Source organism: Paenibacillus sp. FSL H7-0735, from assembly GCF_038008505.1.
Lineage (GTDB): Bacteria > Bacillota > Bacilli > Paenibacillales > Paenibacillaceae > Paenibacillus_AQ > Paenibacillus_AQ odorifer.
Genome location: NZ_JBBOZH010000001.1, coordinates 3,915,021 through 3,930,164 on the forward strand (window position 1 = coordinate 3,915,021; position 15,144 = coordinate 3,930,164).

The 15,144-nt window shown below is 40.1% G+C and carries 16 protein-coding genes; 2 read left to right on the forward strand and 14 right to left on the reverse strand.

Annotated elements, in window-relative coordinates; all coding sequences use genetic code 11:
• Positions 1 to 84 precede the first annotated feature (84 nt).
• The gene (locus NSS82_RS17700) at positions 85 to 687 is read left to right on the forward strand and encodes a sensor histidine kinase (RefSeq protein ID WP_076273232.1); all 603 of its coding nucleotides are present in this window, start codon (positions 85 to 87) and stop codon (positions 685 to 687) included.
• An 827-nt stretch (positions 688 to 1,514) separates the two neighbouring features.
• On the opposite strand, the gene NSS82_RS17705 is transcribed toward NSS82_RS17700, so the two are convergent.
• The 12 genes from NSS82_RS17705 to NSS82_RS17760 form a co-directional block, all read right to left on the reverse strand.
• Positions 1,515 to 2,042, reverse strand: a complete 528-nt coding sequence (locus tag NSS82_RS17705) for a putative immunity protein (RefSeq protein WP_036676963.1) — start codon at positions 2,040 to 2,042, stop codon at positions 1,515 to 1,517.
• A 15-nt stretch (positions 2,043 to 2,057) separates the two neighbouring features.
• Positions 2,058 to 3,935, reverse strand: a complete 1,878-nt coding sequence (gene asnB / locus NSS82_RS17710) for an asparagine synthase (glutamine-hydrolyzing) (protein ID WP_076273233.1) — start codon at positions 3,933 to 3,935, stop codon at positions 2,058 to 2,060.
• A gap of 147 nt (positions 3,936 to 4,082) precedes the next feature.
• On the reverse strand, positions 4,083 to 5,021 hold the full coding sequence (locus NSS82_RS17715) for an alpha/beta fold hydrolase (RefSeq protein ID WP_076273234.1): 939 nt from the start codon (positions 5,019 to 5,021) through the stop codon (positions 4,083 to 4,085).
• Between the two features lie 279 nt (positions 5,022 to 5,300).
• Complete coding sequence (locus tag NSS82_RS17720; protein ID WP_036676956.1) at positions 5,301 to 5,513, reverse strand: DUF896 domain-containing protein; 213 nt, start codon at positions 5,511 to 5,513, stop codon at positions 5,301 to 5,303.
• 62 nt (positions 5,514 to 5,575) lie between these two features.
• The gene (locus NSS82_RS17725) at positions 5,576 to 5,992 is read right to left on the reverse strand and encodes a MarR family winged helix-turn-helix transcriptional regulator (protein ID WP_254848917.1); all 417 of its coding nucleotides are present in this window, start codon (positions 5,990 to 5,992) and stop codon (positions 5,576 to 5,578) included.
• 190 nt (positions 5,993 to 6,182) lie between these two features.
• Positions 6,183 to 7,277 (reverse strand): HAMP domain-containing sensor histidine kinase, encoded by a 1,095-nt coding sequence (locus tag NSS82_RS17730; RefSeq protein WP_036676951.1) that lies wholly within the window; start codon positions 7,275 to 7,277, stop codon positions 6,183 to 6,185.
• A gap of 81 nt (positions 7,278 to 7,358) precedes the next feature.
• A complete protein-coding gene (locus tag NSS82_RS17735) occupies positions 7,359 to 7,997 on the reverse strand; it encodes an ABC-2 transporter permease (protein WP_076273235.1) in 639 nt (212 codons plus the stop codon).
• Positions 7,998 to 8,014: 17 nt separating this feature from the next.
• Positions 8,015 to 8,650: an ABC-2 transporter permease gene (locus NSS82_RS17740; RefSeq protein WP_038571380.1), complete on the reverse strand. Its 636-nt coding sequence runs from the start codon at positions 8,648 to 8,650 to the stop codon at positions 8,015 to 8,017.
• Entirely contained in the window at positions 8,643 to 9,512 is an 870-nt protein-coding gene (locus NSS82_RS17745) for an ABC transporter ATP-binding protein (protein WP_076273236.1), read from the reverse strand. Before NSS82_RS17745 ends, NSS82_RS17740 begins: the two co-directional genes overlap by 8 nt.
• Positions 9,509 to 9,889, reverse strand: a complete 381-nt coding sequence (locus tag NSS82_RS17750) for a GntR family transcriptional regulator (RefSeq protein ID WP_076141282.1) — start codon at positions 9,887 to 9,889, stop codon at positions 9,509 to 9,511. Before NSS82_RS17750 ends, NSS82_RS17745 begins: the two co-directional genes overlap by 4 nt.
• A gap of 156 nt (positions 9,890 to 10,045) precedes the next feature.
• Positions 10,046 to 10,723: a M99 family carboxypeptidase catalytic domain-containing protein gene (locus NSS82_RS17755; RefSeq protein ID WP_076273237.1), complete on the reverse strand. Its 678-nt coding sequence runs from the start codon at positions 10,721 to 10,723 to the stop codon at positions 10,046 to 10,048.
• A gap of 180 nt (positions 10,724 to 10,903) precedes the next feature.
• Complete coding sequence (locus NSS82_RS17760) at positions 10,904 to 12,202, reverse strand: alpha-glucosidase/alpha-galactosidase (RefSeq protein WP_076273238.1); 1,299 nt, start codon at positions 12,200 to 12,202, stop codon at positions 10,904 to 10,906.
• Positions 12,203 to 12,459: 257 nt separating this feature from the next.
• Here NSS82_RS17760 and NSS82_RS17765 point away from each other — a divergent pair, with 257 nt between their 5' ends.
• Positions 12,460 to 13,323, forward strand: a complete 864-nt coding sequence (locus NSS82_RS17765) for an AraC family transcriptional regulator (RefSeq protein ID WP_076223760.1) — start codon at positions 12,460 to 12,462, stop codon at positions 13,321 to 13,323.
• Between the two features lie 10 nt (positions 13,324 to 13,333).
• Here the strand turns inward: NSS82_RS17765 and NSS82_RS17770 are convergent, their stop codons facing one another.
• Together NSS82_RS17770 and NSS82_RS17775 are read right to left on the reverse strand one after the other, a co-directional pair.
• Complete coding sequence (locus NSS82_RS17770; RefSeq protein WP_235219390.1) at positions 13,334 to 13,864, reverse strand: GrpB family protein; 531 nt, start codon at positions 13,862 to 13,864, stop codon at positions 13,334 to 13,336.
• 38 nt (positions 13,865 to 13,902) lie between these two features.
• Positions 13,903 to 15,123, reverse strand: a complete 1,221-nt coding sequence (locus NSS82_RS17775) for an MFS transporter (protein WP_076106745.1) — start codon at positions 15,121 to 15,123, stop codon at positions 13,903 to 13,905.
• Between the last annotated feature and the right edge of the window lie 21 nt (positions 15,124 to 15,144).

The following is a 15,144-nucleotide window of genomic DNA, read 5'->3' on the forward strand; positions in this document are numbered from 1 at the left end:
GTCTAGATGATCGGCTGTCTTTTTATTAAGCTAACGGCCACCCGTTAACTTTACCCTTTTAAGTACCGTAGCCGAAGTAGAATATTGTTACGCCATCCCGATCATACGATCGAGGAAGAAAGTGCTCCAATTTCAGCCATTCTGAAAGAAACCAAAAGAATGAGCAACATGGTAGACGGCCTACTTCTTCTGGCAAGAGGCGATTCACATGAGGAAGTTATCTCATGCACACCTGTTCGTATTGACGGGATCATTAAAGAGATCGCCAAAAAAATGGAGCCAATAATGGATTACAGGCAGTTGCGGGTACAGCTTCATGTCGAAGGCTCGGAATTGCTCATGAATGGAGATGAGAATCGTCTCATACAGTTGTTCATGATTTTGTTGGACAATGCCATTAAATTTACGCAGGCGGATGGGCAAATCGATCTTGAGTGTCTTAGGCAGGGGAAATCAGTTCTTGTAACCGTCAAGGATAACGGAGTGGGTATTTCGGAACATGAATTACCACTCGTATTTAATCGCTTTTATAAGGGAGATTCCTCTAGAAGTAGAGGGGATCATGGAGCAGGTCTAGGGCTATCGATCGCACGTTGGATCGTCGATCAACATCAAGGTACTGTCCACATTAGCAGCGGGGTAGGGTGTGGTACGACAGTTATGATTCGGTTTCCGGTAATTAGTTAAATAATAATAGTACTCTTCAAAAGAGACTTACAATTGTTGTCGGGACTTTTGGGGATATCTATAGAACGCAGCAAAGTTCTTTATTATCTAATCTTTTCAAAAAAGAAGAAATTAGTACATACTGTGCAATAAGCGAAGAAGATTATATGGCTTCGCTACCGGTTATTAGCGCATATAAACAAAGGGTGATTATCGCTCAATGTTTAACTTGGATGTGATGCCTTGTAGGAATTTCAAAAAACCGTTGAATCAGCTCAACAGTTTTTTGAATGCATTTGTGTGTCGTCCTATAAGTGGTTGATGAACTCTGAGCAATTGATATGGCCAGTCGAAATCGCAAGGCTCTAATTAATGATGTGGTTATTGCTCGGAACTCGAAAGAGGAAGTGATAAATAGATCAAATAATATAAACCCCTAGATTGTGACACAATCCATATAGATCTATGTATAGTCTAAGTAGAATGCATCTTAGTGACATATGTACAAAATACGGGTTTTGTGAGGAAGTAGTGTGTAAATTAAAGGAACCAACCAATTTGATGCAAATTATTGCCAATTTACTGTCTATTAATGATTATCTAATCAATGTTCAAACCTGTTCAAAATAGCTGCCCTTTCATAAGCAATTGATTCTTATTTAGTAATCGATTTATCTTAAACGAGTATTAAGCTTTAAAGCTCATCAAGTCTCGCATAAAACTTTAAGTGCTGATAATGTTTTTATTGTTGCATTAGATTACATAACTCTTGATTATATAAATTGACTATTACCATTATTTAACTTTTATAATCTTCCTCATACATGTTCATCTTTAAAGCTTTAATTTCAAAGCAACTCTTCAGCTATCCTTAATTGTCTTTCCCGTTCTTTAGTAGCTGCCTCTGCAACTGAAGAATGATCTGATATGTAATTCACCAGTTTTACTGCATAGTCACTGCAAACCATAGCGTGTCCTCGCATATGTCCAGTTGCTATGGCTTGTGCAAAAGAACGGGCAGCATACTTACTAGCCTCGGTTGTGGACTCTTTGGCCAATTCATTGACTATAAATCCAACTTTTCTTAAATCAAAGGCTCTAATCTCACCTGTTATACGCTTTTCTAGCGTTTCTATACCTAAATCAATCCGCGGGTCATTTACAAGCTGCTGGTCCAGATGATCCAGGTGCTCAGCTGCTACTTTCAAAGCCCATTTGGCCAGAAACTTCTGCGGCAGCTCTTCAAGCGTTTCTTCAAGCCAATTTCTTAATTCATGGTTATCTACAATCTTTATCTTTGGACTACTATAAGTAAACATGTTAGTTTCTCTTAATTGCTGTTCATGTTTATTCCATGCATATTCCTCAATATTCAACGAATCACTCCCCCATTACAAAACGGCACTATTTAATTGCTTCAGATCTTCTTTTATAAAAAGAGTGTACCATACTGAAAAAATGTAAATTAGCCATATTCTACGCGAATAGTCGCCTTTATTACTCCGATGCTGGGTAAACATCTCTTCGATGATATTCATATTGAATATTTCTTCAATGCCACTATATCGTATTTGTTCGAACATTATATCTGAAATTGGAGTTTTGAGCCAATCACGAATGGGTACGGGAAATCCTAGTTTCGGGCGATTCACAATAGCTTCCGGAACGATTCCTTCCATAGCTTTACGCAAAGCAAGTTTTGTTGTTTTTTGCCCAATCCGATTGGACACAGGTATTTTACTAGCCGTTTCGAAAACCTCTTTATCTAAAAATGGGACTCTTAATTCTAATGAATGAGCCATGGATAGCTTATCTGCTTTTGATAAAATGTCTCCAGGTAACCAAAAATTCATATCAATAAACTGCATTCTTGTCGCAGGGTCTAGGTGAGCTGTCTTATCATAAAAAGGCTTAACGATATCCGCGGGATGTAAAAAGCTATGCTGAGCGTGTACCGATTCGTGGAGCAAATTCATCTTACCGGTTTTGTTGAAGATGTTCGCATTACCGAAAAAACGTTCTTCTAAAGGTGTCAGACCCCGAAGCAAATAATTTTTTCCATAAAAATGATAGGGATATACGGATAATGATTTTCGTAACGAATCCTTTATAAAGTTAGGCATCCAGGTTATCGGTCTTAAAGCATTTGGCTCTCTATAGATTCTGTATCCTCCGAATAATTCGTCAGCACCTTCCCCTGATAAGACAACCGTAACATGTTCTTTGGCAAGCTGGTTTAGATGATAGAGTGCAATGGCAGAAGGATCCGCTACAGGTTCATCTAGATGCCAGACCGTTTTCGGGATACTTTCAAAAAAGTCTTTTTGCGATAAGATGTGAAAATAATGATCTGTCCCCAGTTTGGCTGCTGTTTGATTTGCAATGATTGTTTCATTGTTCAACCCTTCAAATCCAATTGAAAAGGTTTTGGTGGATTCTTCTGTTCTCATCATTGCAGCTATAGCTGTAGAGTCAATTCCACTGGACAAAAAACATCCTCTATTCACATCACTTTGTAAATGAAGGTTTACAGACTCTTTCAATTTCCACTGAATTTCTTCTGCGTAGTCTGCTAAAGATCGTACTACCGGTTGAAAATGGGGTTCCCAATATTTCTCGATCTTCATTTCACCTTCCGAGTTAACAAATACTCGCTCTGCAGGTCCTAATTTATGAATGTGTTCAAACATCGTATCAGGATGCGGGACATACTGAAAAGTTAAGTAGCTGAATAAACTTTGATACTGAAGCTTTCTGGGTACCCCTTGCACTGCAAGTATGCTTTTAATTTCCGAAGCAAATAAAAGATTATTTTCGTCTTTGTAATAATAAAAAGGCTTGATCCCGAAATGATCTCTAGCAGCAAAAAGAGATTGTTCCTTAAGATCCCAAATCGCAAAACTAAACATTCCACGTAAATGATGGACACAATCCTTGCCGTATTCCTCAAATAAATGCACAATGACCTCTGTATCGGATTGCGTCTGAAAGTGATGTCCCTTTAGCTTAAGTTGATCTCGTAGTGTTTTATAATTATAGATTTCACCATTAAAAATAATCCAAAGAGTACGATCTTCATTCGTCATCGGTTGATTGCCATCACGTAAATCAATTACAGACAATCTGCGAAAACCAAGTCCAATGCGAGAATCGAGCCATACTCCCTCATGATTGGGACCTCGGTGATTCATAACCCCTGTCATTTGTTTTAAGGTTCCTTCATGTGGTGGCTGTCCATTATATTTTAATATTCCTGCTATTCCGCACATACTCTGGCAGTCCTTCCTATTATAAAGATTAGGATATAGAGTGCCCATAATTGCTTTGATAAATTTATCATTTTTTTCTAAAGGATTCACTTATTTGAAAATATAAAAAAAGAAAAGCCTGTATTAGCAGGCTTTTCTCATTCATTTTTACTTTATCTCTCCCAGAAAGCTTCTAAAGTTCTCGACAATGTCTTTAGATCGGGTATGGTGCAAATAATGCTCCCCATCAAGCAACATCAATTTCCCGTGTAAGGAGTCGTTAATCTGTTCTTTATGCAGGGATTCCCAGCCTGGAACATCCGTATTGTCTTTCACTAGGAAGAAAATAACAGGAAGATCTTTAGGGAAATTTAATGTTTCCGTGGCTTTGAAATTGCTTTTAAAATGCTCTGCTTCGCTGATGATATTAGGATTCATCATGTTTTTAAGTGAAATCATTCTATTTTGTTCTTTAGTTTCCTCATCATCACTTGGTGTAACGATTTGGGCCGGGTTGAGTTTTACCAGCAATCGCATAAATCCTGATTTTTTAAGCAGCTTATAGGTTCCTGATGGAAATTCTTCATCGTTGCCCCCTTGTGTGGGTACGCTGCTGTCGATGCCTACGAATGCACTAACTTCGTTTTCGTATTTGTTCACATAGTCCAGTCCGTAAATTCCTGCTATAGAGTGTCCCATCAGAATATAACGATCTATCTTTAATTCTTGTAAAGCTTCATGAAGCTCACTCACTATATTGTCGACCGTTCGTTCTTTTGTGGTGACATCACTTAGTCCATAACCAAACGGCTCAACTACTACAACTTTATAGAAAGGAGTCAGTTCATCTACAAGTGGTTTGAAATCAATTACGGGTGATGCGGTTCCAAACCCTGGGAGTAACACGACCGTTTCCTTGCCTTGCCCTTGTATGGTTACATTCATTTTTTTCCCGTCGACAGGTACAAGCTGACCATAGGGTTCTATTTTTCCTTTCTCCACTTTATTGCTGATCACATTGACTGTAAAAACGATGACCAGAAAAAGTGCTAGGAGGATGACTATAGCGACTATTACTTTAAGTAAAATTAATAATGTTTTCTTCATACTTTCATTTCCTTCCTTGATGTTTCTTTTAGTTTCTCCAACTTCTGCACCCCTTCTTGTTATCCCTTATCTTTTGTCTATTCCATTCTATCAATCCAGTCTTAGATCCTGTGTAACGCAAGTTTAATTGATTCTTAACTTTCAACAGCCCCTAATGATAACGATTTAAGCTTCTGTTAAGATTGGAATAACAAAAAAACACCTTTAGTTATCCGTCGATTAACCATAGGCCAATTCAACGTTTTCTAAAGGTGTAGTTTCCACTTATTAGTTCATTGATTATTTACGCGCTGCACGAAGCTTCTCAGGAGTTACATCATTTCCATCCGGATCTAAAATTGTCACTCCAGAAAGACTGTTACGAACTTGTCCACGAATTTCACGCAGGTAGTCTTCACGCAATGCGATCTGTTCAACCCATTCGCCTTGTGTCAGACCTACTTCACGTTCTTTCTTAGCTAATTCATTGATGCGAGTCAAACTTGTAATCATCTATGTTCCTCTTTTCTTAGTTTTAATTAGCTTACTAACGGTTATGGCGATTAGTTCCAGATTCAAGCTAAATTATCAGCCATTTGTTTCATAAGTCTTCTTAATAATAAACGTTCTTCAGGTATAATTCCGGCTAGTAATTTATCCAGCTGTTTGTTCCAGATCTGTTCCACAGGTTCGCAGAGATTACGTCCGGCTGGGGTTAGATACACTCGGCTAACTCTGCCATCTTCAGGATCTCTTTTTCGAACAACAAACCCATGATTTTCAAGAGATTTCACCATATTTGTTATGGTTGGAGGCTCACAATTCAAGCGTTCACTTAGCTGTATCTGTGTCATTCCATCTGTTCTCCATAACCGGCATAATAACTGTTCTTGACCCACATGAAGATTAAGTTCTCTAAGCAGCTCTGCATAATCTCTACGCATTTCCGCTGATATTCTATCTAGTAGTTCCCTTATCTCATCTTCTATCACAGATATTTCCTCCGTACTGCCTTACAAATTACTTAGCAAGCTAATAATATCACGATTTATTAAAAATTTCAAATAAATGTCCGTAACGTTCATCCTGTTTGCTGACCAAACCATTAAAAAAGGAGTAAAACCACAAGATCACGTAGATCTTATTTTTTTACTCCTGCCCAGTCAACACTTGACTTCGTTCTCAATTATTTTGTGGAAGCCGCACTTCAAACATCGTCCGAACTACACTGCTTTGTGCAGAAACTGTTCCAGCATGTTGTTCCACAATGTTTTTAGTGATAAATAAGCCCAGTCCCGTACTCCCTGTGGGATGCGTTCGCGCTCGATCCCCGGTGTAGAACATATCAAAAATACGCGGCAGCTCTTCCGGATCAATACAATCTCCATAGTTAATAATCTCAATAACGACTTCGTTTTCTTCTAAATACCCATGAATATCAATAAATTGACCGTCGCTTCCGTATCGCGCTGCGTTAGTGAGAAGATTCTCAAATACACGTGCCAGCAGCTCACCGTCACCCTCTATCTTCAGAGGCTGGGTTACATCCAAGCGGGAAGTAAGACCATTTTTCTCAAAAACGGGATATAACTCTTCATTTAATTGTAAAAGAAGCTCACTAAGGTCGATCGAGGTTTTCTCAAGCGTAAGCTTACCGTAGTTCATTCTTGTAATTTCAAATAGCTCATCAATTAATTTTTCCAAACGTTGAGATTTAGTATAAGCAATCGTTGTGTAATGTCTGGTCTGTTCTGGCGTTAATTCATTGTCCTTAAGGATAAAATCCAAATAACCTATAACTGAGGTAAGTGGAGTACGCAGATCATGTGCCAGATTTAACACAAGTTGATCTTTACTGCTCTCCGCAAAGTCTCCCCGCTCAATAGCTTCCTGAAGATGATCAATAGCCAGATTGATATCATGGCCAATAAGGCCGAATTCATCTTTAGAAGGGATATCCACCCGCTCCGAGAAATCACCCGACGCCAGCTGATGGATCCCTTTCGAGATTTCCTTGAAATAATTTGCATATGGTTTAGTAAATATAAAAAAGAATAAGATGGCCAAAGGAATGAAGATAATCAAAAACGCATTAACATCACCGATATCCCGCATCAAGTAGCGAACTTTAGTCAATGGATTTTCTAATAAGACCTCTGATCGATAATATCTCTGCAGAATTTTATAGATTGAAAAGGTAATTCCACCGGATACAAGCATACTGGCCATCAGCAGCATAATCATTTTTGTACGAAAGCTATAAATCATTTTAGGCATTGGTTGTATACCCTTCCCCTACTATTTATCTTTGTAGTGACAATGGTATATGAATTCATTCAAAATCTCAAATCCTTCGAATCAAAGATCTTTCCGCACAAAAATCCGCAGAGAAATGATATATGAACAGCTAAGCAAGAATACATAAGCCAGCCCTAGAATTATAAAGGGAATGACCGTACCTTTCACTCCAAAACTTAGCCATCTGTTCACATCAGGTATCCACTGGATCAAAAAGCTAAACACGTTCGGGCCAAACATAACAATCATCATAAAAACAAGATTAACCACTTGTGCCCCCTTTGCCCCTAACCAGTAATGAATCGGTAAATAAAGCATCGCAAGGAGAGGGAAAATGGATATCGTAATACCAACCTCTTGCCAAAAATGAGGGGTTACGGCTTTACCTGTCACAACAATCAGGAGATAGGTAAAGGCCGTTGCTGCCAGCCCGACAAGAGCAAACGGAAGGATCGAAAAATATTTGGCACGGACAAGCTCTTGTCTCCTTACAGGGAGATTAACGAGAAACCGTTGTGTCATCTGCTGAGTATCCATTGAGCAGGAGCTTATCAATAACAGCATGGGTGGCATTACCGTAAATAAACTGAAGCTATGATAGTTCGAGTACGCTATAAAAATAAAGAAAGGGATTAGCAGCATCAGAAATTTACGCAGAAGAATGAAGTCTTTTTGAATTAAAAAAAATGATTTATACACTTTACGTCCTCCTTAGCTTATAACTCTTCCTTACTAAACAATCGTAGTGAAATTCTATACGAGCAGTACAATATAGATAGATAAACAATCCCTGTCAAACCAACCGGCACCAGATGATCTTGCAGCTTTAAATGGGTAATCGTTAAGAAAAAGGATGAATTTGAGAGTGAAGATCCAGTGTTTAGGGTGGTTATCGTTATTACTACATTAAAAAGGATATTGAAGTAATAGTTTTTGGAACCAAGCCAATAATGAATCGGCAGATAAATAGACGCAGTCAAAGGAATCATCAGTAATGTTAAAGATACCCCTATCCAATAAAACGGGCTTATGGAATATCCAAATGAAAAGGAAATTAGTAACAAAGCTAAAGAGCAAACCAAACCGATGAAACAATAAGGAACAAGTGATAAGTATTTAGCCAAGATAATCTCTTGCCGTCTTACTGGCAACCCTATAACAAACTTTGTGTTGTTATTCAATGCATCCATAGAACAGGAGTATACGAGCAACAGTAAAGATTGAAATGTAGCAAACATGCTGGAGTTATCCAGTTGAACATATGCAATAAACAAGATACTCAAGAGAAATATAGGGATAAAATTCCGCAGGAGAATAAAGTCTTTTCGAATCAGCAAAAAGAGATTAAACATACAAAGTGTTTCCCTTTACCGTAAAATACATGATTTCTTCCAGAGTAGGTGTTTCGCATATGGCATGACCTTTAAAGAAGTGTTCCCCCTCAGAGCGATTGTTCAGAAGACCCTCGAAACCAACTTCCGTCTCTCTAAGCCCGATGAACCATTTTCGTACATCCCGATCAAGCAACTCTTTATTGCCTTTTACCAGCATGTATTTGTTGGCTAGAGATTCTTTCATTTCATTAAATACTAGGCGCCCTTCATTCACAAAAACAATATAGTCTGCGATCCGGTCCAAATCAGTCGTATTATGCGTTGAAAAAAGAATAGACTTCTTCTCATCCTGGATATGCTCACTAAGCAAATCAAGCAACTCTCTTCGGAATATAGGATCAAGTCCTGCAGTAGGTTCATCCATAATGAGCAGATCTGCACCATGTGATAAGGCAATAGCGAGCGAATACTTCATTTTCATTCCTTTGGAGAGCTCCTTAATCTTTTTCCGCGGGGAAAGCTTGAACATCTCTATGTATTTCCTATACGTTTCTTGATCCCAACAACTATAAAAAGGAGCAATAATCTTACTCATCTGATCGATGGTTAATTGATCGTAAAAGTAATTCTCATCGGAGACATAGCCAATCCGATCCTTATTCTCTGCTTCATAGATAGACATCTCTTGATCAAAAATCTTGACGCTGCCGTGATCAGGAAACACCATCCCCATCATCATTTTAATTAATGTTGTTTTCCCTGCCCCATTCGGTCCAATTAGCCCCGTGATATACCCTTCTTTGATTCCGAACGTAAGTTCGCATAGGCTAAAATGGCCATATTTTTTAGAAATTTGGTCCAATTGAATGACTTCTTTCATTCTGTCTCCTCCTCATAAAGCAATTTCAACATCTCACTAAACTCAGCAAAATCAATCCCCAGCATTTTACTCTCGTCGATAATCCCCTTCATTTTGTTCTCCATAATCCGTAGCCGTTGTTCCCGAATAAACTCCTGATCTGCACCAGAAACAAAGGAACCTTTCCCCACAATTGAATTGATAAGCCCTTCTCTCTCCAGTTCTTCATAGGCTCGTTTCGTTGTAATTACGCTAATCTGCAGCTCTTTGGCTAATAGCCGGATAGAAGGTAATGGGGTGCCAGACACTAACTCTCCTTGCAGAATCATCTGGCGGATCTGGCTGACAATCTGTGCATAGATGGGTTCACCGGAAGTGTTGGATATCAATATGTTCATGGAATCGTGCCCTCACTCCTAGTTTATGTGTTATCAATGTATATATGTAATATATACACTATACTCATTGTTGTCAATTACCTTTCTTGTACAAGCAAAAAAGCTGATTCCTAGGATCTAAGAACCAGCTTGCACAGTTATCAGATATTTTCTCCATCACAATATTCCAGCACTTTTTAAAAAACGGCTAACAATATCTATCTGATAGCGAATCCGTAGGTCACGATCAAGGCTCCAGCAGGTTTCCACAGTAAATGCTTTAGCTCCTAATATACGGGTAACGGCTGCCCTTGAGGAGCCGGGGCGCTCCCGTAAACGGATATTAAAATGATAAGCGGTTTTGGGAATCGTTCGATTAATGCCTTTGACGATACGTTTTGCTGTACCTATTCCTCGGCTTCCCGGAGTGACGATGATCGACTGGCCAAGTCGCTTCGGATTTTTTTGTGACAACCCATTTGCTTCATGAAGGTCCAGAAACCAGGTGGGACGATATCTTAGTACTAGCTGTAGCAAAGCTGAAGCTAATGGATGTTTTGCCGCTGTTTTGTTAGAACGTGGAAAGGTGCGATTTAAATCGGGTACACCTCTGATCCGTTTGCGGTAAGCTTTTTGATTCAATAGAGGAACTACAATGATCGTGCCCCGGTGTATATACAACCTTCTCTGGTTAAAACCTTCTACAATGATCTGTGCGGCACGAATACTTCCTGTCTCATTCCCATGTATCCCCGACACCACCATAAAGACAGGACCAGGAAGCTCACCTCTAATCACATAATAAGGGGTAGCATAAGCTGTGGACGATGCTAAGGTATAGCTTTCAACGATCATAAAGGATCACCTCCACATTTAGATAATCCATATATGTGTATTCCGATATACCCCAGTTGTCCTAGACAGATAAGCAAGAAGAAACGACGTTGTCTTTTTTTAAAGATAACAATCGTTTCTCGTAGAAATACAATCAAAAAAGCCTGATTTCTCAGGCTTCCTTAGTCCTAACTAGTTAATTTATTTATACGCCGGGAGCCAGTCTCCATGGGCTGTGATCAGCTCGTCGCACATATTTGTAATGTCATCCATCGACAATTCAGCTGCTGTATGTGGATCAAGCATTGCGGCGTGATAGATATGCTCCTTCTTATGGGTAATGGCCGCTTCGATCGTTAACAGTTGTGTATTGATGTTTGTACGATTTAGTGCGGCGCACTGCGGAGGCAGATCTCCCACGTAGGTCGGAGTTACTCCGCTTCTATCTACTAAACAAGGGACCTCTACACATGCTTCTTTTGGCAAATTGGTGATAAGACCTGTATTCATAACATTGCCACCTATTTTGAAAGGCACATTAGTTTCGATGGCTTCCATGATATAAGACGCATATTCATGCGAACGTTCATGTTTAAGTTCTTTGTTATTAACCAATTCTTCACGCATTTGTTGCCAACGTTCAATTTGATCTACACAGCGGCGTGGATACTCGTCGAGTGGAATTTGAAACCGTTCGATAAGCTCAGGGTAATTACGTTTGATAAAATAAGGATGGTATTCTGCGTTATGTTCCGAAGATTCCGTAATGTAGTAACCGAATTTAAGCATCATTTCATAACGGACCATGTCTCCGTGATGTTCTTTTTGCTTCTCAGCTGCACGGCGTTTAATTTCCGGATACAAATCCTCGCCGTCTTTAGTAACCTCCAATAGCCAAGCCATATGGTTAATCCCAGCGATCTTAGCCTGAACACCTGTCTGATCCATACCCAGATGCTCGAACAAGCCCGGAATACAATGCTGCACACTATGACATAATCCCACCGTCTTTACACCGCCATAGGTATTCATCACATTGGTCAGAACTGCCATAGGATTAGTATAATTCATAAAGAGTGCGTCCGGACAAACCTCCCGTACATCCGCAGCAAAGCCCAGCATCACTGGAATAGTACGCAGGTTACGGAAAATCCCGCCTATGCCAACCGTATCCGCAATCGTTTGCCGCAAGCCATATTTCTTCGGAATTTCAAAATCTGTGATGGTGCAAGGATCGTAACCTCCCACTTGGATTGCATTAATGACATATTTAGCTCCACGCAAAGCTTCTTTACGATCCGTATAGGATTTCACAACACAAGTGCTGCCGCTGCTCTCTTTTATATTATTTAGCATATTCTCGGAATCTTTAAGGCGTTGTAGATCAATATCATACAGGGCAAGTTCAAACCCTTGCAGGGCTGGCGTTCTCATACAATCTCCCAACACGTTTTTGGCGAATACGGTGCTACCCGCTCCGATAAATGTAATTTTAGACATGTGAAATATTCCTCCTTATAGGTGAGGTGAACGGTGTTAACATCGCAGTTTTATGGAGTAGAGTAAACTATAATTCCCTTATAAACACTAGGATGTCAGATCATAACCGTCTGCTCTCTTCACTAATCACTATAAATGAGAGCGGTCCCAATGAGTATGGAGAAATACAAGAGATATATGGACGTTTGTTGCATTTGTATATTCAATCCTATAATCTAAATGTATTGTAAAAGCAATCTTGTGGAGGTTCTAAGTGAATGGCTTCAGAGCATTATCATTTTACAGCAGGATTTAATCTGGCTCCCGATGATCATGACCTATCTGTATTATTCAGCGGAGAAGGCAAACCCGTTCCTGGACATAAAATGGGTCCCTCTGTTCATGATTACTATCTCATTCATACAGTAATTGATGGTGAAGGTGTTTTTCAAAGTGGCAGTAATTCGCAGGGATGTGGTAAGGGGGATACCTTTGTTATTTTTCCGGGGGCGTTATTTAGCTATCAGGCAGACATGGAACATCCGTGGACATATGTATGGGTGGCCTTACAAGGGGAAGCAGTTGAACAGCTACTACAGGAAGTTGGAATTACAAGGGACAATCCAATAGTCCACTTAGATAACTTAATAGAGATACATAAGATTTATGAACATATTCGTTTATCCTTTCAGCAATCTGCTTATCCTCGACTGGAGAGCTTAGAAGCTTCTGGTTGGCTGCGGCTGCTAGTGCACAAATTCGGCGTCGCGAACATAAGTTCGCTTCCCTCTCAATCGATAGAATTACCGGATGTTATCGACCGTCAGATCGATCAAGCGATCCGTTGGATTTCTCTGCAGTTTCATCAACAGATCAGTATCGACCATATGGCATCCTCCCTTGGCTATCATAGAGCACACCTCTCTAAAGTCTTTAAACAAAAGATCGGCATGTCTCCCAAACAATATTTATTAAAGGTTCGGATGGATAAAGCAAAAAAACTGCTAGGAGGAACGCTGACCATCGACCAGATCTCTTCCTCGGTCGGTTTCAATGACGCGTTATACTTCTCCAAGCAGTTTCGTAAGTGGAGCGGCATGTCTCCCAGTGAATTTCGAAATCATCTTCGAACGGGCAAGTGATTGATATTACTTACGTTTCTTTCATGGCTTTAGATAAAATAGAGGTAACAAACGTTGTCTTTCCTTCACAATAAGCATCAATGTCATAACGATGTTGTTCTGCCAAGCGTTGTTTAACCTCTGCATACGCTTGACGCGCTGCTGTATTCGATCGCAGATAGTCTCTGAAAGCGATATGCTCCAAGTAGCCTTTTCCATCCTTAGGGCAAACATACAGATGATATTTCATAAACCCGTCATCCTGAAGTCTTTGAAACGCTTCTCTGCCCTCTATTCCCAAGTTCCCTTGGTGTTCATAACCACGCTGTTGTAAACGTTCGATGATTTGTGGGAGTACATCGTAGCTTTCCATCACAAGATCTAGGTCGATGATAGGTTTAGCAGCCAGCCCTTCAATGGAAGTACTGCCCACATGCTCGATAGAAATAATAAGATCTCCGACATAAGATAAGAGCTGTTCTTTTAATCTATTGAATTCTGCCTTCCACTCTGGGTTATACGGGACAACCTCTATAACTTTCGTCTTCTCAGCGATGATCAAACACCTCCGGGTATAATAAAAGGTAATATAATACGTTTCTAGCTAATCTCCGGTATATCCTCTTTCTCTATCACTCTATAGACTATCCATATGCATAGAGCGGCTACAACAAGCGTTCCCCCCATTAAGCAGACGCCACTCCAGCCCCAATGCTGCCATGCAAAACTTCCCAGCGTGGATCCAATCGCTCCACCTGTAAAAGTGCTGACCATAAAAACAGTATTTATACGACTTCGAGCCGCTGGTTCAAGTGCATATATCCGTGTTTGGTTACTGACCTGTGATCCCTGTACCCCAAGATCCAGAATAATAACTCCTGCAATCAAACTCCAGATTGTAAATCCGGCTAAACCAAAAAATCCGTAAGCAATCAATGTAATTAACAGTAGGATCCCTACAATCTTTTTGGGAGCAATTCTGTCTGCTAACCTCCCGATAAATGGAGCACCAGCAGCACCTGCTACACCAATAAGACCAAACAATCCTGTGATTGAGCTACTGTAGTGATAAGGTTCTCCTTCCAGAAAGAAAGCTAGAGAAGTCCAGAACACACTGAAGCCGCCAAACATGCAAGCCCCAATTAAAGATGACTCACGAAGCGTCGAATATCTGCGAATCAGTTGCCCCATTGATTTCAGCAGATCGGAGTACGAAGAATTATTGTCTGGTTTCGTTGCCGGGATTAGCCGATAAAGAATAAGGGATAGCAATAACATAACTACTGCGGCAATCCAGTACATCGCTCTCCAGCCGAACATATCCCCTATAATTCCGGATATTGTTCTTGCTAGCAGAATACCAAAAAACAATCCGCTCATTACTGTACCTATAACCTTCCCCCGCTCCTCCGGTAAAGCTAACTCAGCCGAGAGAGGAATGATGACCTGCGGCACCACCGTAGTTATGCCGATAGCAAAGCTGGCGATATACATCCAAGTGAGGTTTTGTGCGGTAGCGAAACCAATTAGGGACAGTGATACAGCAATAAGAAGTCCGGATATCAGTGTTCTGCGTTCACGAATGTCACCTAGTGGAACAAAAAATAACATTCCCAGCGCGTAGCCGATTTGAGTAAGCATCGATACATATCCCACTGCGTTAGAGGAAGCATTAAATGTGCGTCCTATCTCAGCCAGGAGCGGCTGATTATAATACATATTTGCCACGCTTAGTCCTGATGCAATGGCTAGAATTAGGATGAATTGCTTAGATAGACCTTCTCCTACACGAACAGCAGCGCCTGTGATAGATTGTGTCATGAAATTATGTGCCTCCGTTCA

What these genes read in the sequence shown, in the direction of transcription:
- NSS82_RS17720 (WP_036676956.1), bottom strand. Translation starts at nt 5,513, where the DNA reads ATGATTACAAGTTTGACTCGCATCAATGAATTAGCTAAGAAAGAACGT.
- asnB (WP_076273233.1), bottom strand. Translation starts at nt 3,935, where the DNA reads ATGTGCGGAATAGCAGGAATATTAAAATATAATGGACAGCCACCACAT.
- NSS82_RS17750 (WP_076141282.1), bottom strand. Translation starts at nt 9,889, where the DNA reads ATGAACATATTGATATCCAACACTTCCGGTGAACCCATCTATGCACAG.
- NSS82_RS17730 (WP_036676951.1), bottom strand. Translation starts at nt 7,277, where the DNA reads ATGCCTAAAATGATTTATAGCTTTCGTACAAAAATGATTATGCTGCTG.
- NSS82_RS17775 (WP_076106745.1), bottom strand. Translation starts at nt 15,123, where the DNA reads ATGACACAATCTATCACAGGCGCTGCTGTTCGTGTAGGAGAAGGTCTA.
- NSS82_RS17765 (WP_076223760.1), top strand. Translation starts at nt 12,460, where the DNA reads ATGGCTTCAGAGCATTATCATTTTACAGCAGGATTTAATCTGGCTCCC.
- NSS82_RS17760 (WP_076273238.1), bottom strand. Translation starts at nt 12,202, where the DNA reads ATGTCTAAAATTACATTTATCGGAGCGGGTAGCACCGTATTCGCCAAA.
- NSS82_RS17740 (WP_038571380.1), bottom strand. Translation starts at nt 8,650, where the DNA reads ATGTTTAATCTCTTTTTGCTGATTCGAAAAGACTTTATTCTCCTGCGG.
- NSS82_RS17715 (WP_076273234.1), bottom strand. Translation starts at nt 5,021, where the DNA reads ATGAAGAAAACATTATTAATTTTACTTAAAGTAATAGTCGCTATAGTC.
- NSS82_RS17755 (WP_076273237.1), bottom strand. Translation starts at nt 10,723, where the DNA reads ATGATCGTTGAAAGCTATACCTTAGCATCGTCCACAGCTTATGCTACC.
- NSS82_RS17745 (WP_076273236.1), bottom strand. Translation starts at nt 9,512, where the DNA reads ATGAAAGAAGTCATTCAATTGGACCAAATTTCTAAAAAATATGGCCAT.